General features: G+C 38.0%; 18 protein-coding genes, 1 pseudogene and 1 other annotated feature. Of the genes and pseudogenes, 9 read left to right on the forward strand and 10 right to left on the reverse strand.

Translation table 11 applies throughout. The features are described 5' to 3' along the window. Positions 1–39 precede the first annotated feature (39 nt). The 4 genes from hisD to L4F92_RS02285 all read right to left on the reverse strand — a co-directional run bounded on the left by hisD (position 40) and on the right by L4F92_RS02285 (position 4,586). On the reverse strand, positions 40–1,335 hold the full coding sequence (gene hisD, locus L4F92_RS02270; protein WP_250364052.1) for a histidinol dehydrogenase: 1,296 nt from the start codon (positions 1,333–1,335) through the stop codon (positions 40–42). A gap of 37 nt (positions 1,336–1,372) precedes the next feature. Next, positions 1,373–2,272, reverse strand: a complete 900-nt coding sequence (gene hisG, locus L4F92_RS02275; RefSeq protein WP_250351553.1) for an ATP phosphoribosyltransferase — start codon at positions 2,270–2,272, stop codon at positions 1,373–1,375. Positions 2,273–2,302: 30 nt separating this feature from the next. Next, positions 2,303–2,431, reverse strand: a sequence feature (His leader region). Between the two features lie 71 nt (positions 2,432–2,502). Beyond that, positions 2,503–3,267, reverse strand: coding sequence for a class I SAM-dependent methyltransferase (locus L4F92_RS02280; RefSeq protein WP_250364053.1), 765 nt, complete (start codon positions 3,265–3,267; stop codon positions 2,503–2,505). A gap of 74 nt (positions 3,268–3,341) precedes the next feature. Then, positions 3,342–4,586 carry an aromatic amino acid transporter gene (locus L4F92_RS02285; protein WP_250364054.1) on the reverse strand — a complete coding sequence of 415 codons (1,245 nt, stop codon included), beginning with the start codon at positions 4,584–4,586 and terminating at the stop codon, positions 3,342–3,344. A gap of 160 nt (positions 4,587–4,746) precedes the next feature. Between L4F92_RS02285 and ppa the strand changes: the two genes are divergently transcribed. Then, positions 4,747–5,274 carry an inorganic diphosphatase gene (ppa, locus tag L4F92_RS02290; RefSeq protein ID WP_250351556.1) on the forward strand — a complete coding sequence of 176 codons (528 nt, stop codon included), beginning with the start codon at positions 4,747–4,749 and terminating at the stop codon, positions 5,272–5,274. Between the two features lie 73 nt (positions 5,275–5,347). Next, entirely contained in the window at positions 5,348–6,118 is a 771-nt protein-coding gene (locus L4F92_RS02295; protein ID WP_250364055.1) for a M48 family metallopeptidase, read from the forward strand. Between the two features lie 189 nt (positions 6,119–6,307). Here L4F92_RS02295 and tnpA read toward each other — a convergent pair. Beyond that, positions 6,308–6,773 (reverse strand): annotated as a pseudogene (tnpA, locus tag L4F92_RS02300) (IS200/IS605 family transposase). 343 nt (positions 6,774–7,116) lie between these two features. On the opposite strand from tnpA, the gene L4F92_RS02305 reads away from it, so the two are divergent. Genes L4F92_RS02305 through L4F92_RS02315 form a run of 3 tightly spaced genes read left to right on the forward strand, consistent with a single transcriptional unit; the run spans position 7,117 to position 10,753 of the window. After that, positions 7,117–8,133 carry a hypothetical protein gene (locus L4F92_RS02305; RefSeq protein ID WP_250364056.1) on the forward strand — a complete coding sequence of 339 codons (1,017 nt, stop codon included), beginning with the start codon at positions 7,117–7,119 and terminating at the stop codon, positions 8,131–8,133. 13 nt (positions 8,134–8,146) lie between these two features. Continuing rightward, entirely contained in the window at positions 8,147–9,373 is a 1,227-nt protein-coding gene (locus L4F92_RS02310) for a ribonucleoside-triphosphate reductase (RefSeq protein WP_250364057.1), read from the forward strand. A gap of 12 nt (positions 9,374–9,385) precedes the next feature. Then, positions 9,386–10,753, forward strand: coding sequence for a hypothetical protein (locus tag L4F92_RS02315; protein ID WP_250364058.1), 1,368 nt, complete (start codon positions 9,386–9,388; stop codon positions 10,751–10,753). Positions 10,754–10,877: 124 nt separating this feature from the next. On the opposite strand, the gene L4F92_RS02320 is transcribed toward L4F92_RS02315, so the two are convergent. From L4F92_RS02320 to dnaA, 5 genes are all read right to left on the reverse strand, one after another. After that, positions 10,878–12,182, reverse strand: coding sequence for an MFS transporter (locus L4F92_RS02320; RefSeq protein ID WP_250364059.1), 1,305 nt, complete (start codon positions 12,180–12,182; stop codon positions 10,878–10,880). A gap of 36 nt (positions 12,183–12,218) precedes the next feature. After that, positions 12,219–12,911, reverse strand: a complete 693-nt coding sequence (locus L4F92_RS02325; protein ID WP_250364060.1) for a 7-cyano-7-deazaguanine/7-aminomethyl-7-deazaguanine transporter — start codon at positions 12,909–12,911, stop codon at positions 12,219–12,221. 294 nt (positions 12,912–13,205) lie between these two features. Further along, on the reverse strand, positions 13,206–14,297 hold the full coding sequence (gene recF, locus L4F92_RS02330; protein WP_250364061.1) for a DNA replication/repair protein RecF: 1,092 nt from the start codon (positions 14,295–14,297) through the stop codon (positions 13,206–13,208). Positions 14,298–14,302: 5 nt separating this feature from the next. After that, positions 14,303–15,403: a DNA polymerase III subunit beta gene (dnaN, locus tag L4F92_RS02335; RefSeq protein ID WP_250364062.1), complete on the reverse strand. Its 1,101-nt coding sequence runs from the start codon at positions 15,401–15,403 to the stop codon at positions 14,303–14,305. Positions 15,404–15,413: 10 nt separating this feature from the next. Beyond that, a complete protein-coding gene (gene dnaA, locus L4F92_RS02340) occupies positions 15,414–16,772 on the reverse strand; it encodes a chromosomal replication initiator protein DnaA (protein WP_250364063.1) in 1,359 nt (452 codons plus the stop codon). 355 nt (positions 16,773–17,127) lie between these two features. Here dnaA and rpmH point away from each other — a divergent pair, with 355 nt between their 5' ends. The 4 genes from rpmH to yidC are packed head-to-tail and all read left to right on the forward strand — an operon-like array spanning position 17,128 to position 19,473. Beyond that, positions 17,128–17,262, forward strand: coding sequence for a 50S ribosomal protein L34 (gene rpmH / locus L4F92_RS02345; protein WP_005539760.1), 135 nt, complete (start codon positions 17,128–17,130; stop codon positions 17,260–17,262). Between the two features lie 14 nt (positions 17,263–17,276). Continuing rightward, positions 17,277–17,636, forward strand: a complete 360-nt coding sequence (gene rnpA / locus L4F92_RS02350) for a ribonuclease P protein component (protein ID WP_250364064.1) — start codon at positions 17,277–17,279, stop codon at positions 17,634–17,636. Further along, positions 17,600–17,860, forward strand: coding sequence for a membrane protein insertion efficiency factor YidD (gene yidD, locus L4F92_RS02355; RefSeq protein WP_250350956.1), 261 nt, complete (start codon positions 17,600–17,602; stop codon positions 17,858–17,860). The genes rnpA and yidD overlap by 37 nt, the downstream gene beginning before the upstream one ends. Further along, positions 17,860–19,473 carry a membrane protein insertase YidC gene (gene yidC / locus L4F92_RS02360; protein WP_250364065.1) on the forward strand — a complete coding sequence of 538 codons (1,614 nt, stop codon included), beginning with the start codon at positions 17,860–17,862 and terminating at the stop codon, positions 19,471–19,473. Before yidD ends, yidC begins: the two co-directional genes overlap by 1 nt. Positions 19,474–19,758: the final 285 nt, after the last annotated feature.

Genomic DNA, 19,758 nt, shown 5'->3' on the forward strand with positions numbered 1-19,758 from the left:
ACAATTTCTTGCTCGTTCGATACAAAATGTAACAAGTAGCTAATTTGAGGATTGTAGCTTTGCCAAACGAATAGAAACCGCTTGCTTATGGGCATCTAATTGTTCCGCTTCTGCCATAATTTCCACTGTTTTTGCCAGATCTTTAAAACCTTGTGGCGTCAATTCTTGTACTGTCATTCGTTTACTAAAATCGGCTAAGCCAAGGCTTGAAGTTGTACGGGTATAGCCATAAGTAGGCAAAACGTGGTTAGTGCCGCTGGCATAGTCACCCATACTTTCAGGGCTATATGCGCCGAGGAAAATAGACCCTGCATTATCAAGCTGATCGAGCAATTCACGCGCGTTGTTTACCTGCACCACAAGATGTTCTGGTGCATACTCGTTACTAATTTTAATGGCTTGAGCTAAATCTTCCGCAAGAATAATTCGGCTATGGCTGAGCGCCTTACGGGCAGTTTCAGCACGGGGAAGTTGAGCAAGCTGGCGTTCAATAGCAAGTGCGGTGCGTTTTGCTAAGGTTTCGCTAGGAGTAACTAAAATCACTTGGCTGTCAGCACCGTGTTCAGCTTGAGAAAGCAGATCGCTGGCAACAAAATCAGGATCGGCATTTTCATCCGCTAACACCAATACTTCGGAAGGGCCTGCTTGCATATCAATCGCCGCGCCATTTACAGCTTGGCTTACTTGACGTTTTGCTTCTGTCACAAAACTATTACCGGGGCCAAAAATTTTATCTACTTTAGTGACGCTTTCTGTGCCGAATGCCATTGCGACAATGGCTTGTGCGCCGCCAATGGGGTAAATGGTATCAATGCCACATAGGCTTGCCGTATAGAGAATTTCATCTGCAATAGGCGGCGGGCTACAAAGTACAATTTTTTTACAACCTGCAATTTTAGCAGGGATTGCCAGCATCAATACGGTCGAAAAAAGTGGTGCCGATCCCCCCGGGATATATAGCCCTACACGGTTAATTGGGCGAGTAACCACCTGACAACGCACGCCAGCTTGTGTTTCGATATCCACAGGTTGCGGAATTTGTGCTTGGTGGAAGCGTTCAATATTACGTTTAGCATTTTGAATGGCTGTTTTTAATTCCTGAGTGAGGCGTTGAGAGGCGGCATCAATTTCCTGTGGAGAAATCGTTAGACAGGTTAATTTCACCTTATCAAATTTTTCACCTAGCTCAAATAATGCTTGGTCGCCATTGCTTTGCACCTGCTCACGAATAGCCTCAACGGCCTCTTGAATGGACTGTGCGGCAGAAATCGCTGGTCGCATTAATGCGTCTTTTCGCGCTTGTTGTGTTAAATTTTTCCAAATTAGTGTTTGCATAATTTTTCCTTAAAACGTTTTAAATTCTGACCGCACTTTACGCGAGCATTTTTTCAATAGGTAATACTAATACCGAACTGGCGCCCTGTGCTTTGAGTTCTTCCATCGTTTCCCAGAATAAGGTTTCTTGGCTTACTGCGTGTAATGCAACGCGGCTTTCATCGTGCGCAAGTGGTAAAATTGTGGGATTTTCCACACCGGGAAGCAGATTAATAATCTGTTCCAATTGTGCTTTGGGGGCGTGAAGCATAATATATTTTGATTCGCCAGCTTGTTGTATGCCTTGAATCCGCGTTAATAATTTATCTACTAAGGCTTGTTTTTCGGCAGATAACGCCTCTTGACGTTGAATTAAACACGCAGTTGAACGATAAATGACTTCCACTTCTTTTAATCCATTTGCTTCTAAGGTTGCACCTGAGGAAACAAGGTCGCAGATAGCATCAGCCAATCCTGCGGAAGGGGCAACTTCAACGGATCCGTTTAATAAGGTGCTTTTGAAAGGAACACCTTGTTCATTCATATAACGTTTTAATAAATTAGGGTAGGAGGTTGCGATGCGAGAATCGGCAAAGTCTTGCACGCCATTATAGGAACGATCTCGCTCAATGGCTAAAGACAAACGGCAACCGCCGAAATCAAGTGTGCGTAATTTTTTATAACTTACGTTTTCGCCTGTTGCGATACGACCAAGCTCCTCTTCTTCAAGGACATTCTCCCCGATAATGCCAAGATCAACCACGCCATCAAAAACCAACCCCGGAATATCATCATCACGCACCCGTAAAATTTCAATGGGCATATTTTCCGCGTAAGCAATCAGACGTTGTTCATTCCAATTAATTTTTACCCCACATTGTTTCAATAACTCAGCACAATCTTTACTAAGACGGCCTTTTTTTTGTAAAGCAATACGTAAACGTGTTGTGTTAGCCATAATTTTTCCTTCTAAATCAAAATTTAAGTATAAAAAAACCTCTCGAAATTAACTTCCGAGAGGTTTATGTGTTTTGGTATCAGCAATACTCACTCGGAAGCTTATCTTCCAAGCAATCGCCATCGCCCGAAAGATTATTCAGGGTGATGGTGATGATGAGTATTACGATTAAAATTCATTTTATTTTGCTCCAAAAATTGCTTAGCCATTACTCTACGCAAAAAAAATTTTTATGCAAGCAAATTTTTTATTTTTTTCGCTTTGATAAAAAGCAGCACGGGGCGATGTTGTAGATCTTTAAATTCTTGTTGCCATTCGGGTTGTTCAGCGAGCATTGGTTCTACCATTTTTTCTATTTGAAACCCGCCATTGATAAGATCATTAATAATGCTTGAAAGTGTTCGATGGTAGGTTTTAAATGGTTGTTTAAACCAGTTTCGTTGCCGTTCACCTTCATCGCGATAATAATTAAGTCGATAAGCCACTTGTTGTTTATGCTGATCTTTTTCCCAACGCTCTCCCCCTTGATAGCAAGTAACAATCGGATGTTCTTGAGAGAAAATCAGCCAGCCATTAGGTTTAAGTTTTGCCTGAATATGGGCTAATAACTGGGGAAAATCTTGTATATAGTGAAATGCAAAAGAACTCGTAATGACATCAAAATTTCCATCAGGTAATTCATTAAGTTGCTCCATTGCCAGTTGATGCAAAGCAAAGTGCGGTCGTTTTTCAGCGAGATTTTTTGCTGCTTGCTGTAACATCGCTTGAGATAAATCCATTCCGACCACAAATGCTGCACCTTGTTGCAAATAAAGTTGTAAATGCTCTCCCATTCCGCAACCGAGATCGAGCAATTTTTTCCCCGTTAAATCAGGCAGTAAACTTAACATTGTGGGTTTTTCCACAATTTCATTTAAACTAGATGGGTTCTGGCGTAATTTTTGGTAAAGCTCAAAAAAGCCTTCTTTATCGTAAACAGAGGTTTTCATTATCATCTTAACGGTAAAAAAATTAGCACGGTTATCCGTGCTAATTGTGTCTATTTTCTGTTATTTTAAGGGATTTTCAACTATCTTCCAAATACTGGTAACCAGCCAACTAAATCAGCGAGTTGAACAAGAATATTAATTAATCCAAATAAGATAACAAAATAAATCATCGCTGAACCACCATACACTTGGTAAGTTTGATTTGGATATCTAGCCCGACTTGCTTTAGCCAATAATGCAGGCGTAATGACCGCCCAAATTGTTGCTGCTAATCCTGCGTAACCAATGGCGATAACAAAACCGTATGGGAAAAGTAAGCTTAAAATCAACGGTGGTAAGAAGGTGATTAATGCGGTTTTGCTTCTGCCTACACTACTGTTGTCGAATTTAAATAAATCCGCAATGTAATCAAATAAGCCGAGAGTTACCCCAAGGAACGAGCTAGCAATCGCCATATAGGCAAAAAAGCGTAACATTAAGCCGACAAAATCCGTTTGAATTTGACTATTTAAGGCTTCCAGTAGCACCGCAATATCGCCCCCTTTTTGGATAACCGGGATAAATTCATTACGTGGTAAATTGCCTTGAATAGCAAGTTGCCATAGCATATAGATGATTAAGGCAATGAATGTACCGTAAACAATCGATTTTGTCACTTTGCTGCTGTTGCGATCATAATATTTCACAAGGCTTGGCACGTTTTGGTGAAAACCGAACGAAACTAAGCAAACTGGCAAGGCAGCAAGGGCGAAAGGCAAGTATTGGCTATCCCCTGTGCTATCAAGCAGAATATCGGTGTTTACCATACCTAATAAATTGGTAACCGAAAGGAAAAATGCCACCACCATTCCAGCAATTAAAATGGTACTAAAACGATCCACCGCTTTTGTTGAGAACCATACGAAAAAGGCGAGAACCGCACAGAAAATCAGTGAGCCAGAAATGCGTCCAATTTCCACCGCACTTTGTTCGCTACTCAGTAATTGATTAAGAAAACTTTCTGTTAAACCGCCACCAGAAGTAATATATGCATAGGTGAGAATATAGAGAACAAATGCAACGGAAAGCCCATTTAGCACATTCCAGCCTTTACCAAGCAAGTCTTTTACAATGGTGTCAAAACTTGCACCAGTAGGATAATGTAAGTTTGCTTCAAGTAGCATTAAGCCTGATGTGGTCATACAAAACCAAGTGTAGCAGAGGATCAAAATTGAACCGATAAACCACACGCCAGAGGTGGCAATAGGGTTTGCGAGCATACCCGCACCAATTGTACCGCCTGCGATAATCATCGCACCACCAAATAAGGAAGTATTTTTTTTCATAAATTCACCTATAAGTTTTATATTGGTATTAGTGAACTATTATAATAGTGCAAAATAAAAACACAATGCCAAAATTGCCCATTTAGCTTGGCAAAAGTAAAAAAATCAAGCTATAATTCAAGCGTTTTATTACCATTCATTAACTAGAAGGAAAGAGCAAATGGGCTTAGAAAGTGTTCCAGCAGGAAAAGAACTTCCTGATGATATTTATGTTGTGATTGAGATTCCAGCAAACTCAGATCCAATCAAATATGAAGTGGATAAAGAAACGGGTACCTTATTTGTTGATCGTTTTATGGCGACAGCAATGTTCTACCCAGCAAACTATGGCTATATTAACCACACCTTATCGTTAGATGGCGATCCTGTTGATGTATTAGTACCAACCCCTTATCCCTTACAACCGGGTTCAGTGATTCGTTGTCGTCCAGTGGGCGTATTAAAAATGACCGATGAATCGGGTCAAGATGCTAAAGTTATTGCAGTACCACATACAAAATTAAGCAAAGAATACGATCACATTAAAGATGTTGGTGATTTACCAGCATTGCTAAAAGCACAGATTCAACATTTCTTTGAAAGCTACAAAGCCTTAGAAGCCGGGAAATGGGTGAAAGTTGATGGTTGGGAAGATGCTGCGGCGGCACGTAAAGAAATTTTAGACTCTTTTGAGCGTGCAAAAAAATAATTCTTAACCTGTTCTTTTTAAATACCGCGTTACCTAATGCGGTATTTTTCTATGTTTAACCTAAGGAGTGAATATGTTAAAAACAATGAAAAAAATCACCGCACTTTGCATTTTTACCCTAATGCTTAATGCTTGTGCCGATTCTGCAAGTGTTAATCAACAAGCGGCGACAAGTTACCTACAAACGGTGAATGAAGCAAAACAAAAAGGGGTTGTTGATACAAGTTCAACAACATCAAAACGCATTCATCAAGTATTTAATAAAATGTATCCTTATGCCAATCGTGAAAATAATACGGGGCAGCCATTTAATTGGCAAATTACCGTAATTAAATCAAATGAACTCAATGCGTGGGCGATGCCGGGCGGTAAAATGGCATTTTATACAGGGCTTGTGGATAAATTACACTTAAATGATGATGAAATTGCCACTGTAATGGGGCACGAAATGGCACACGCACTGAAAGAACACGGTAAAAAGAAAGTGAATATGGGAACATTCACGAATGTGGTCGCACAGGTTGCGCATATTGCACTTTCCACACAAATTGGTTCAGAAGGAAGTGGGCTAATTATCGGTATTACCAAAGATTGGGCATTAGATAAGCCTTATTCTCGTAGTGCAGAAACGGAAGCGGATGAAGTGGGACTGTTTTTAATGGCAAAAGCAGGTTATAACCCAGAGGCAGCACCAAAATTATGGGAAAAAATGCAGACAGCTTCTTCAGGAAATAGCGGTGTATTAGCGGCACTGTCTTCCACTCACCCGAGTGATAAAGATCGCCAAGCCAATTTACTTCGTTTAATGCCTGAGGCGGTGGCAATTTATAAAGGTCGTCAATAAACTATCGCTGTTGAAAAGAGTAAATAGCCACTAATATTCAGAATCACTTTTATTCTGTTCAACTGAAATGCAATAACAATCCGCACGTGAAACGTGCGGTTTTGAGGCTACCCTATAAGGGCCTTTACTTCACACATCCCTCAAGGGATGTGTGAAAAGACCGACAACCGTGTTTAGAGATTACTTTGGTTACCCCTTAAAGGGGTCCACATATTCTTTCGTATTTAAACTATCTTGTACCATATCTTCTTTTTCTTGGTTATGTATATATTCCTCTACCACCTTAGCATTTAAGCACACCGTGCTTACATAATAGCCTTTTGCCCAAAAGTGTCTATTGCCATATTTATATTTTAGATTTACATGCTTTTCAAAAATCATCAATGATGATTTTCCTTTCAAATATCCCATAAAACTTGAAACAGCTAATTTCGGTGGTATTTTTACAAGCATATGGATATACTCTTTCATTGCATAAGCTTCTACAATTTCTACGCCTTTATAATCCACATAAACGCCTTAAAATACTCCCTATATCGGCTCTTAGCTTACCGAAAATAGCTTTCCGTTTGTATTTAGGTATAAATACTATGTGATACTTACCGTTCCACTTTGTGTGTGATAAACTTGAATCGTCATTCGCTTTATTTGCCATGACATATCCTCCTATATGTTGAATTTTGGTTGTCAGCCTCGTTCATTATATAGTGAGGATTTTTCTTTTTATCGCTTAAGCTCTTTAACACCATACGCATAGCATATGGTTTTTATAGCCAGCCTTTGGCTGGCTATAATAAAAGTGCGGTGTAAATTTTACAAAATTTTCCACCGCACTTTGAATTAAATAGCTTTTATCCTTTCCATTAATGGTTTTTAGTCAAAAAGTGTTATTTATTCCTTGACAAGACACGTTCTTTTCCTTTGAATAGGGAGATTTTTGTAACAAGCTCTTTTTTAGAGAAAACTGGACTTTCTTATTCATTTAACATGGAGTAAAAATGAAACCCGTTTCACGTAAATTACCTGGTTGGGTACATATTCCTTTGGCAATTTTTTTGACAATAAGTTTTATCCAAACTGCAATAGGTTTTGAAGACTTATTTGGTCAAGCTTTTTCTTGGGCATTTTCTGGTGCGATTAGTATTTTAATGTATGGATTTACATTATTAATTGGTTATCGACGCTTAAACGGGTTACCAATCTTCGGATTTTTAATTGGTTACTTTATTATTTCACTTTTCTCTTTTACTGGGAATTTTAATTCAGTATATACATCGTATCAAAAAGAGCAATTATATAGAGATGAGCTAGTAAAGCATAAACAGCAATTACACGATGTGGTAAATGCGGCGGATAAAGCGTTAAATAGTTTCAGCCCAGAAATCACTCAAAAGCGTAATCGTTTAGAGAGTTTAACCGAACAGTTAGTTAGCCAAATTACTGATCCTAACCGTCCAGGATTAGGGAATAGAGCATTAGAACTTATTTCAGAAATTGAAGACGTATTAGGTGAAAAATTAACGGAATTTGGAACTCGAGGCGGTGATTGGAATGCGATTGCGCAACGATATAGAGAAAATATTGATCAAATTGCGCGTCGTAAACTTACATCTAAAGATTATGAACGTATTGAAGAAGTTCGCCAAAATGTAATGAATAAAGAGGAAGAAACCCTTAAGCTGATTGATAATGTATTAAGAAATTCTGCATCGGTGAAAGAATATGGTTTTGATACCAATTTAAAAGTAACGAATATGATCAATGAGATAGGATCGACGGTACAAGAGTTTATCAATAATCCCGCATTATTCAAATTTACAGCTATACCTTTTGAAAACCAAGAAATTGGAAAGCTTGCCTTTTCTTTTAAATCAGGTTTTACACAGCATATTTTAGTAGGTTTTTTGTTTACGATTTTATGTCTATTTATTGATTGGGCAGTGGTATTAAGTTTATTAATTTTCTTTGGAAATAAAGAAACTAAGCCTGTTATTAATTCTGGTCGTCAAATATAGATAGGAGCTAAAAATGAAAGAGAATTTATTTATAGAGAAAGAAAATAATATGAAAGATCCTGTCGAACAGAAGAAAGTAAGATTTTCTGACGATCTTTCTCTTAATTTAGGAAATCCAATTGAACAAGATCATTTTAAAATTTCTAATGATCTTCCTCTCAATTTAGAAAATACACTTGATCAAGATAGATTTGAGTTTTTTGATGATATTTCACTTAATTTAGATAGTTCTAGTGAGATCTCTTCGCCTAATAGTGAATCTAAACTTGAGGAAACGCCACCACCTATGATTGATAAATATCAATCTAGAATGTCAATACAAAAAGAGTTAACTCGAACTTTAGATCTTGATATTGAACAATATTGTCAGCGTTTATTCGATCTAAATGAAGATGAAGAAAAACATTATGTTTTATTCTTTGGGCAACCAGCTTCAGGAAAAACGTGGATTATTGGCAGTTTATTACATTATATGAAAAATCATCTTGGAGGGACGGTATATTTAGATACGGATAAAAGTACAGAAAGAGAAGAAGAGCTGTTTTATCAATTACAAGATAATTTTAATGGTGTTAAGTTTGCAGAAAGAATAACGAGTACAGATACGAAACAGTATTTTGAATTCCACGTTTCATTCACTCCAAAAGATTCAAGTAAACCTCCAATTAATTTTGTTTTTATTGATGGTTCTGGTGAGCATTCAGAGCAAGCATTTAGAAAGAAAGGGCAGAAAGAATCGGGTAAATTGCCGAATTATTTAGCAGCAATTTTAGAGTCTGATGTTAAAGCTACATTATTCTTTGTTTATGATCAATCTTTAAAAGACGTAGAAGGTGCGACCCCACAAGTTAATATATTAGATGCTGTATTTACGCACATTCAACAAATTCAAAACCGCTATGATAAACTCTTTTCAAAAGCATTATTACTTTCTAAGGGAGATCGTATTGAATTAATGGATTATGCGACGGTAGAACGTAATGGGTATGATCCTATGCTTTATGCGATGGAAAAAATTCCAACCTTTGCAAATAGCTTTTTTAATGAATCAGAAAAAAATAAAACCATTTTTTATAAAATGGGGCAATTTTCTGATAATTCTGATCGTTTATTAGAATTTGATAAAGAATGCCCAGAAAAGATATTTAAATGGCTTTATATGTCAGGAACAGGAGGAATGTCTCCTGTTAAAGAGCTTACTCTTTGGCAAAGATTTCTTAATTGGTTCAAAGGAAAATAAGGATAATAAGCTATGGTTGAGAATAGAAAATTTGTTGGGTTTGGGATTGTCGGTGCGCCAAAAGGCAGGCAGTATTCAAATGCTGGGGCTGACAAAGAAATACATTTCGCGAAATATTTTGATTTAAGCCAAATATATGGAGGTGCTTTACCTTCCCCTAAAACAGACCAGTTAAGTACCACATTATATTATTTAACTTATCAAGGGATTACTAATGGTCAGAAAGTATTAGGTATTGCTGAATATTACTCAGTGGGGGAAATGGGACAAAGCCGACCGGGAAGTTACCTAGGTTCTTTTGTTGAAGCTATTAATACACGCTTTACCTCTGCAGAAAGTATTTTTTCTGCATTAGATAAAATGAATCAATATCAGATAATGAATTTTATTGATCGTCAAGAGATTTCCTATAACGCTTTAATTGATGATGTTGATTTTATCTCGCCAGAGACAGAACTTGATACAATAGCAAATTCTCTACAGAAACTTAGAACTCCTTCTATTTCAGTTACATTTAAAGACGATCTCTATATTTATTTATCAAATGATAGAGAATGTATAGATATATTAAATATTATTTTAGAAAAAGATTTATATTATATCTATAATAATATTTATTTTTCATCAAGCGATGAAATTTATGAGAGATTGAAAAATAAGAAGAAAGGAATAAAAATAATCTCATCTTCATCGCTGCTATCATCAACAGTATCATTTTCTAATGAACTTTCTACTTTATATCAACAAGAAATTTTACAATTAAAACAGAAATATCAACACCAATTAGAATACCAAAGAAAAATTTTAGAGGTAGAAAAAGAGAGCGAAATATCAGCAATTATGAATGATAATGATAGGATTGGACGCCAGTTACAAGAGGCAGAGGCCAATCTAAGAATGCAGGCTGAATATTTTCAAAATAATAAAACTCTGGTTAATTTTGCAGAAGATATGGTTAAAGTTTTTTCTCAGAACAAAGAAAATATCTCTTTGATTGACCTAAATGAACTGCCTACTATTCAATCTGACAGAAATTTATATCAAGATTTAATCGAAAGATTTGATAAAGTTAATAGAAATATCAAAGAATTAGATTTCCACTATATTATGCAAAAGCCTAAAGAGGTGAGAAAGGAATCTATATTTACTTGGATGTTTTTTGTTCTCTCATTAATTTTTGCTATTGTTATCGGTGTTCAGCGGTTTACTGGGAATAATATGCCTATGAATAATGGGGAAAACCTAAATAAATTGACAAATGAGCTAGCTACAAAGTTAGATAATATAGAGAATAAACTGGTTGAACAGGACAATAGGATAAAGGAAATTAGTAATAGCTTAATCAAAAAACGTCCTATTCCTAGTAACAAAAAGAAATAAATATTGAAATCTTCTGATTATCATTTATCTGTATCATTTCTTATTATGAGAGTGGTATATAAGTTTGTAACATTATAGTATTGAAATAATTGGGCTAACTTAATAGCCCTTTTTAATTATCTTTTCATAAGGTTTTTATCATAGTATTCCGCTTCAGCAAGAGTAAAGCAAAGGTTGAGATTAATAGCACGAATGCTGCGCCGATATAAAGATTTTGTTTTTCCCATCCGTTATCTAATAAAATACCAGCGATTATTGGAGCAAGGATTGCACCAATGCGCCCTATGCCGATTGACCAGCCAGCACCTGTACTTCGTATATCACTAGGGTAAATACTCGGATTTAGGGTATAAAGCCCACTGATACAGCCGTTAATTAATGCCCCTACCATTATCCCAAGTACCATTGCAAGCCATAGAATAGTTGAAGAAAGAATAAAAGCAATGACGGCAATTGCTGCAATAATCGTAAATAAAATCAAGACATTGCGTGCAGACCAGTAGCTTGCCAATAAGCCATAGAATAATGCTCCGCAAGTACCGCCTAAAGAAATCATCATACCAATGGTAACACTTTGCTCTGTGGTCATTCCTGCGTCTTTTAACAGGGCGGGCGTCCAAGAGCTGATGAAATAAAAACTAAACATTATTGTGAAGAAAGCCAACCAAATAGCTAAAGTTGAACTACGATATTGTGGATTAAAGAGCTGGGTAATTGGCGCAGTTTTAGCTTTGTGTTCTGTGAGTTCTGGTAAGATAAACGAAGCAATACCGATTTTTTTGAGAATTCTATTTAATCGAGCTTGCGCATTGTTTGGTTGTTTATTAACTAAATAATCAATGGATTCTGGCAACCACAATATTAAGCAGAGCAAACATAGCCCTGTTAAAATTGCACCAGCAAGGAAAACGGAGCGCCAGCCATATTCTGCTTGTAACGCGACGGCAAAAAGCCCACCTAAAATCGCACCAATACCAAATCCGGCGGCATAAATGCTGATAGCAAGGCTACGCCATTTTTTTGAGGAATATTCACTCGTTAGCACGTTTGTGCCAACTAAAATCCCGCCAACGCCTAAGCCTGTTACGATTCGCCAAATTCCAAGAGCAGAGGAATCTATGGCAAAAAATGATCCTAACATTCCCGCAGCAGAAAGGGATACACTGATTAATAATAATGGACGACGCCCAATTTTATCTGCAAGGGGAGCAAGGAAGAGTGATCCGGCTGCCATCCCGAATAATCCTGCACTGAGTAGCGAGCCAAGTTCTGCGCCAGTTAAACCAAATTCGTGACGGATACCCGTGGCAGTAAAGGCGAGTGCAAGGACATCAAAACCATCTAAAAGATTCATTATGGTTGCCATTACGACAACCGCCCATTGGTAAGGCGTCATAGGATGTTGGTCGATAAGGTGTCGTATATTCATTGTGTTTCCTTATGATATGTTGATGAATAAATCCTTTTATTCTCTTGTGAGTTGTTGAAGCTTACGCAAAATAATATTCAGTGCGACGCCATAGGCAGGAACAAATAGCACGATGCCGATAAAAAGTTTGAAAAGATAATCTACAAAACCAAGTTCAAACCAATGTTCCGCCATAAAAGGATCACTGCTTGCGAAAAATGCGACGGAAAAGAATAAGAAGGTATCTGCCATTGAGCCGAAAATCATTGAGCTACTCGGCGCAATCCACCAGGTTTTTAACTGGCGTAATCGATTAAATACAAGTACATCAAGTAATTGACCGAAAACATAGGCGACAAAACTGGCAATGGCAATGCGAAAAACGAATAAGTTGAAATCAAATAAGGCTTCGATCCCTTGATATTGCGTGTCCAAAAAGAGCGTGGAAATCACATAACTGATAATTAATGCGGGAAACATCACGGCAAAAATGATCCATCTTGCGGCGGTTGCCCCAAAAATTCGTACAGTTAGATCCGTTGCAAGGAAAATAAATGGGAAAGTAAGCGTACCCCAAGTGCTGTGGAACGAGAAATCTGCTAGTCCGAGTAGATGAAATGGCAAGTGTATCTCAAACGGGATTTGTACTAAATAGTTACTTGCAGCAATAATAAAAATATGGAAAAAACTTAAAATAATTAATGCATTACGTTTTTGGTGAACATTAAAGATCGGAGAAGTTACTTTCATCTTTTATACCTTTTTGTTGAAAATATTGGGGTGAGGGAACCCAAATTAAGTGGAAAAATTGCGTAATCTTTGAACAGCTGATGTTCGACATACAGGTTACTCAAAGGATCGCTGATAATACGTATTTTTGTTGATATTTCAAGGAATATCTCGATTTATTTTGAGGAATAAGTGCCTATTATAAAGTGCGGTGCTTTTTTGTTGATTTTTGTTTTGAGGGAATGGGGAATGATTTGTGTATATCCGCCATTTGCTGAGAGAACTATAAGAAGTTTCTTGTTTTAGCAAGAGAGGTTAGGAAGAGCAAAACGCGTTTTCACTGAGTTTACCGTTATTGACACTAAAAGTACGGTGTTTTTCTGGTTGCATTTCTTTTAGTTGGTTGTGTGTAATGGCGGTAACAAACACTTGTGAGCCGCTTTGTTGTAAGCGTTCAGCTAATAATGCACGTTTTGTTTGATCTAATTCAGAAGCGAAATCATCAATTAAAAAAATACAATGACGATTTTTTTGTTGCATTAAATGTTCACCTTGAGCTAGGCGCAAGGCACACATTAGCAGTTTTAATTGTCCACGAGAAAGCACATCTTCTACCGGCAATCCATTCGCCTTAAAGCGAAAATCCGCCTTTTGCGGGCCAGATACGGTGTAACCAATGGCACGATCCCGTTCAAAATTTTGACATAACAATTCGGCGTAATCACTGTTTTTATCCCAGCCTTGATGAAAACTGACACTGATTTCTAATTCAGGCAGAAATAGCTGACAGGTGCGTTCAATTTCAGGGCGTAAGGCTTCGGCATAATCGGCACGCCATTGGCTGACTTGGTTAGCAAGATTGACTAGCGCTTTATCCCAAATCTGAATATGTTCATAGTACAAGGCTTGTTGTAAAGCCGCATTGCGTTGCTTTAATAAGCGGTTAAGTTGGCTCCAAACAGGGTGAAAATCATTATGATGATGGAATAGTCCCCAATCTAAAAAAGCACGGCGATAGCTTGGCCCACCGTTGAGCAAAGTCAATCCTTCTGGGGTAATCATTTGCATTGGTAATAAATGGGCAAGATCGGCAATTTTTTTTGCTTCTTCACCGTTAATTTTTACCTGTGTGTTGCCTTGGCGGTGTTTTTGCAATCCCACTGACCACTGATGTTGTTGCTCTTGAATTTTGCCATAAAGGGTGAAGTGAGGCTGTTCGTAAGAAATAATGCGATTTGCTACCGCACTTTTAAAAGAACGTCCGTGAGCAAGATAAAAAATGGCTTCAAGTAAACTGGTTTTACCGCTGCCGTTATTGCCCACTAAAAAGTTAAAGCCGTGGTCAAATTCTAGATCCACGGCGTTTAAATTACGAAAATTTTCAACCGTTAAGCGTGAAATTGCCATATCAATTATAAACGCATTGGCATAATCACATATTCTGCGCTATTGTCATCCACATCTTCAATTAAGCAGCTTGAAGAAGCATCTGTCAATCGCATACGCACTTGTTTGCATTTGAGGGCATTGAGTACATCAAGCAAATAGCTGACATTAAAGCCGACTTCCATTTCTTCGCCGTTGTAGTCGATGTCAATGATTTCTTCGGCTTGCTCTTGCTCCGTATTTGTCGCGGTGATTGTGAGTTGGTTTTCTGCAAGCTGTAAACGTACTGTTCTTACTTTATCATTGGATAAAATTGCGGCACGGGCAAAGGCTTGTTTTAAACTTTCCCATTCGCCTGTCATAATACGTTGCGCATTGCGTGGTAATACGCGACGGTAATCTGGGAAACGCCCATCAATTAATTTAGAGGTAAAAATAATGTGTCCTAAATCAATGCGTAAATTATTTGTACCAATTTGTACGCGAGCTGGCTGATCATTACTTTCTAATAAACGGGCTAATTCTAGCACGCCTTTACGTGGCACAATGACAGAATGAAGCTGTAAATCTTGTTCTAGGGGAATTGTACAAACCGCAAGGCGATGTCCATCTGTTGCAACAGTACGCAATAAGTTACCTTCGGTTTCAAATTTCATTCCATTTAAGAAATAACGCGCATCTTGGTTTGCCATAGAAAATTGAGTGGCATCAATGAGGCGACGTAAGGTGGCTTGTGTGGTGGTAAAATCTACCTCTGCTTGCCAATCAGCTAAATTTGGATATTCCTCAGCTGGAAGGGTTGTTAGATTAAATTTACTTCTACCGCAATGCACTAAGGCACGTTCTTCTTCAAAACTTACCGTAATATCTGAACCATCAGGAAAACTACGGCAAATATCAAGGAATTTTTTAGCGGGTATGGTGAAATGCCCATCTTGTTCAGCACTATTTAACTGTGCTTGGGTGGAAAGTTCCACTTCTAAATCTGTTCCTGTAATGGTTAAAGATTGCCCTTCGATGTGTAGTAACACATTGTTTAACACAGGAATATTAGGGCGACTACTCAATACACCACATACTTGTTGTAAGGGCTTTAACAGGTTTTCTCTTGATACAGTAAATTGCATAGTTTCGTCCTTAAACTGATAAGGTTCGGATTAAATTAGACCAATCTTCTTGAATGCTTGGGTCTTGTTGCTTGAGTTTATCTACACTGCGACAGGCGTGCAAAACAGTAGTATGATCACGATCACCAAAGCTACTGCCAATTTCAGGGAAACTGCGATTAGTCAGTTCGCGTGAAAGTGCCATTGCAATTTGGCGAGGGCGAGCCACCGATCTTGCGCGACTTTTCGATTTAAGATCGGCCACTTTGATACGGTAATATTCTGCCACGATTTTTTGGATATTTTCCACGGTTACTAATTTTTCTTGTAACGCCAGCATATCTTTGAGGGTCTCACGCACAAAATCAATGGTAATCGGTTTGCCCGTAAATTCTGCATTAGCGTGAACACGGTTGAGTGCGCCTTCTAATTCACGTACATTCGTGCGTAATTTTTCGCCGATAAATAACGCCACTTCTTCGGGTAAGCGCATATTTTTTTCTTCTGCTTTTTTCAATAAAATGGCGACACGAGTTTCAAGTTCTGGGGGTTCAATGGCTACGCTTAATCCCCAACCAAAGCGAGATTTTAAGCGATCTTCAATTTTCTCGATCTCTTTTGGATAGCGGTCAGAGGTTAAAATAATTTGCCGACTACTTTCAAATAACGAGTTGAAAATATGGAAAAATTCTTCTTGCGTACCGTCTTTGCCCGCAAAGAATTGAATATCATCAATCAGCAAGGCATCTAAAGTGCGGTAGAATTTTTTGAAGTTTTCCATTTTGTCTTCTTGAAGCGCCCGGACATATTCTTGCATAAAGCGTTCTGCGTGGATATAAATTACGCGTGCTTCTGGTTTTGTGGTTAAAATGCCATTACCTACGGCGTGCAATAAGTGGGTTTTGCCAAGCCCGGTGCCACCGTAAAGAAACAGGGGGTTGGCGCTTTGTTCTCCCGGATTAATTGCCACTTTTTGTGCCACTGCGCGGGCAAGTTGGTTTGATTTCCCTTCGACAAAATTGTCAAAAATATGCTTAGTATTTAAGTTAGAACGATAACTGGCCTTTTGTTCATTCGCTGGTGTGGGTGCAGTATTTGGTGCGATAACAGGCGCAGATGTGCTTCGCGTCGCGGGTTTTGATCCTTCTTGCACTTTTACACTAAAATCTGCATTGCCAGAAAATTGTTGGGCTAAGCGGCTAATTAGTTCAAGATAATGGGTTTCCACCCAGTTTTTAACAAAAACATTGGAAGCATATAACACCATATTGTTTTCACCTACAATATCAGCTTGCAATGGACGTAACCAAGTGCTGAAATCCGTTGGTGAAACTTGATCTTGTAATTGTGAAAGGCAATCCTGCCAAAGCGATGCGAGCGTGGTTTTCATTGTTATTATGTCTTGGTTTATCCGTTAAACATTTGAATAGTCCGCTGAAAAGTGCGGTGAGAATTCGGCTAATTCTACAATAAAGTTGAGAAAAGATCTTTATAAAAGGATCAAAAAAATCGAAAAAGGCTGCTTGAGATTTCTGCCAAAAAAAGTATAATTCTCCCCGCTTTTATGCTTTCAAATAAGAAAAATACAGATTATGTTGTGATTTTTCTTATTCTTATTTGACGAACGGTTCATTTGTGATTACAATTCCGTTCCTTATTTTAGTAACCCTTGTTTCAATTCGTTTTTGGCTATCTAAATGTCAAAGGCAATAATTAAACAATGTTGATTTAGGTAGATTATAATTATGAAACGTACATTTCAACCATCTGTATTAAAACGTAGTCGTACTCACGGTTTCCGTGCGCGTATGGCAACTAAAAACGGCCGTCAAGTTTTAGCTCGTCGTCGTGCTAAAGGTCGTAAGAGTTTATCTGCATAATCCAGCCTTTTGCTGTGATTAAGCTAAACTTTCCTAGGGAGTTACGTCTGCTAACTCCCGCTCAATTCAAATACGTTTTCCAAGATCCACAACGTGCCAGTTCAGCGCAAATTACCATACTTGCTCGCATTAATCAGGAAAATCACCCCCGTCTTGGGCTTGCTGTTGCCAAGAAGCATTTAAAACGCGCCCACGATCGTAATCGCATTAAACGTCTATGCCGTGAACGCTTTCGCTTATTGCAACACCAACTGCCAAATTATGATTTTGTGATTGTTGTTAAACAAGGCATTGGTCAGTTAGATAATCAACAACTATTCAATTTATTGGATAAATTATGGCAACGCCACATTCGCTTGGCTCAAAAATCTTAATTGCGCTTATTCGCTTTTATCAACTGGTAATTAGCCCTTTAATTGGCCCACGTTGCCGATTCACACCAACCTGTTCTTGCTATGGCATTGAGGCATTAAAAACGCACGGTGCGTTAAAAGGTGGTTGGCTTACGTTAAAACGTATATTAAAATGTCATCCTTTACACGCGGGTGGATACGATCCTGTTCCACCAAAGATCAATAACAACAAAGAGAACAAATAATGGATTCAAGACGTAGCCTGTTAGTGCTCGCACTACTCTTTATTTCTTTTCTTGTTTATCAGCAATGGCAAGTGGACTATCATTCACCTAAGCCAGTTGCCACTGAACAAGTTCAGACAACAAATAATCAAAGTGAATTCGCTTCAAATTCGGATCTAACTAACCTTGCACAAGGTAAAGTAATTACTTTAGAAAATGACGTTTTCCGCTTACAAATTAATACATTAGGTGGAGATGTTGTCGGTTCTGAATTATTAAAATATGATGAAACGTTACATTCTAATACGCCATTCATTTTGTTAAAAGATACGCCTGAGCATATTTATATTGCACAAAGTGGTCTGGTTGGTAAAAACGGGATTGATACCAAAGCCGGTCGTGCAAACTACCAAGTAGAGGGAGATACCTTCAAATTGGCAGATGGGCAAAATGAACTTGTTGTCCCTTTCGTGTTTGAAAAAGATGGGGTAACTTATCGCAAAATTTTCGTATTAAAACGTGGTGAATATGATGTGGCAGTGAATTTTGAAATTGCTAACCAAAGCAATCAAGCCATTGAAGTTGAACCTTATGCCCAATTAACCCATACATTGGTTGAAAGCTCAGGCAGTATGGCGATGCCAACCTATACAGGCGGTGCTTATTCTTCTTCTGAAACAAATTATAAAAAATACAGTTTCAAAGATATGGAAGAAAAAGATCTTTCGCTACAAACTAAAGCGGGCTGGGTTGCAATTTTACAACACTATTTCGTTTCTGCTTGGATCCCAAATCAAGATGCAACCCATCAATTTTATTCTACCACCGACAAAGCACGTAACTTAGGCTCAATCGGTTATCGTGGACCAGCTATTGATATTCCATCAGGTGCAACAGAAACCATCACCAGCAAATTATGGACAGGGCCGAAATTACAAAATGAAATGGGACAAGTGGCAAACCATTTAGATCTTACCGTTGATTACGGTTGGGCGTGGTTTATTGCGAAACCCTTATTCTGGCTACTTACCCACATTCACGATTTAGTGAAGAACTGGGGGCTTGCGATTATTTGTGTAACCTTAGTGGTGAAAGGTTTTTTATACCCATTAACTAAAGCACAATACACTTCAATGGCAAAAATGCGTATGCTGCAACCGAAAATCCAAGAAATGCGTGAGCGTTATGGGGAAGATCGTCAGCGTATGAGCCAAGAAATGATGAAATTATATAAAGAAGAAAAAGTAAACCCACTCGGTGGTTGTTTACCAATTTTATTACAAATGCCAATTTTCATCGCCTTATATTGGACATTTATGGAAGCCGTTGAATTACGCCACGCCCCATTCTTCGGTTGGATTCAAGATTTATCAGCACAAGATCCATATTACATCTTGCCTATTTTAATGGGCGTGTCGATGTTTTTATTACAAAAAATGTCGCCAACTCCAGTGGCTGATCCAATGCAGCAAAAGGTAATGACCTTTATGCCAGTGATTTTTACCGTATTCTTCCTATTCTTCCCAGCAGGATTGGTACTCTATTGGTTAGTCTCTAACCTTATCACTATTGCGCAACAACAATGGATTTACCGTGGGTTAGAGAAAAAAGGATTACATTCCCGTAAAAAATAACTTGCTAGCGTAGATAATTGATTTATGGGCGACCCAAGTGTTCGCCCATTTTAGATCAAAAAATCCCTTTAATTCATTGATTTTTTATATAACTGGCTGTTTGAAAAGAACGTTAGTGATTACTTTTAATCTGTAATACAATTATCCCCGTGTAGGGGCGAACCTAAGTGTTCGCCCATTTTAGATCAAAAAATCCCTTTAATTTATTGATTTTGTTATATGACTGGCTGTTTGAAAAGAACGTTAGTGATTGCTTTTAATCTGTAATACAATTATCCCCCTGTA

Origin of the sequence: Avibacterium sp. 21-595 (assembly GCF_023611905.1) — a bacterium.
In the GTDB taxonomy this organism is placed as follows: Bacteria; Pseudomonadota; Gammaproteobacteria; order Enterobacterales; family Pasteurellaceae; genus Avibacterium.

Excerpts from the sequence above, each read along its gene's own strand:
- L4F92_RS02295 (WP_250364055.1), top strand. The coding sequence starts at position 5,348 with ATGTTAAAAACAATGAAAAAAATCACCGCACTTTGCATTTTTACCCTA.
- ppa (WP_250351556.1), top strand. The coding sequence starts at position 4,747 with ATGGGCTTAGAAAGTGTTCCAGCAGGAAAAGAACTTCCTGATGATATT.
- L4F92_RS02325 (WP_250364060.1), bottom strand. The coding sequence starts at position 12,911 with ATGAAAGTAACTTCTCCGATCTTTAATGTTCACCAAAAACGTAATGCA.
- L4F92_RS02315 (WP_250364058.1), top strand. The coding sequence starts at position 9,386 with ATGGTTGAGAATAGAAAATTTGTTGGGTTTGGGATTGTCGGTGCGCCA.
- yidC (WP_250364065.1), top strand. The coding sequence starts at position 17,860 with ATGGATTCAAGACGTAGCCTGTTAGTGCTCGCACTACTCTTTATTTCT.
- L4F92_RS02310 (WP_250364057.1), top strand. The coding sequence starts at position 8,147 with ATGAAAGAGAATTTATTTATAGAGAAAGAAAATAATATGAAAGATCCT.
- hisD (WP_250364052.1), bottom strand. The coding sequence starts at position 1,335 with ATGCAAACACTAATTTGGAAAAATTTAACACAACAAGCGCGAAAAGAC.
- rpmH (WP_005539760.1), top strand. The coding sequence starts at position 17,128 with ATGAAACGTACATTTCAACCATCTGTATTAAAACGTAGTCGTACTCAC.
- dnaA (WP_250364063.1), bottom strand. The coding sequence starts at position 16,772 with ATGAAAACCACGCTCGCATCGCTTTGGCAGGATTGCCTTTCACAATTA.
- hisG (WP_250351553.1), bottom strand. The coding sequence starts at position 2,272 with ATGGCTAACACAACACGTTTACGTATTGCTTTACAAAAAAAAGGCCGT.
- recF (WP_250364061.1), bottom strand. The coding sequence starts at position 14,297 with ATGGCAATTTCACGCTTAACGGTTGAAAATTTTCGTAATTTAAACGCC.
- L4F92_RS02320 (WP_250364059.1), bottom strand. The coding sequence starts at position 12,182 with ATGAATATACGACACCTTATCGACCAACATCCTATGACGCCTTACCAA.
- dnaN (WP_250364062.1), bottom strand. The coding sequence starts at position 15,403 with ATGCAATTTACTGTATCAAGAGAAAACCTGTTAAAGCCCTTACAACAA.
- L4F92_RS02305 (WP_250364056.1), top strand. The coding sequence starts at position 7,117 with ATGAAACCCGTTTCACGTAAATTACCTGGTTGGGTACATATTCCTTTG.
- L4F92_RS02285 (WP_250364054.1), bottom strand. The coding sequence starts at position 4,586 with ATGAAAAAAAATACTTCCTTATTTGGTGGTGCGATGATTATCGCAGGC.
- yidD (WP_250350956.1), top strand. The coding sequence starts at position 17,600 with ATGGCAACGCCACATTCGCTTGGCTCAAAAATCTTAATTGCGCTTATT.
- L4F92_RS02280 (WP_250364053.1), bottom strand. The coding sequence starts at position 3,267 with ATGATAATGAAAACCTCTGTTTACGATAAAGAAGGCTTTTTTGAGCTT.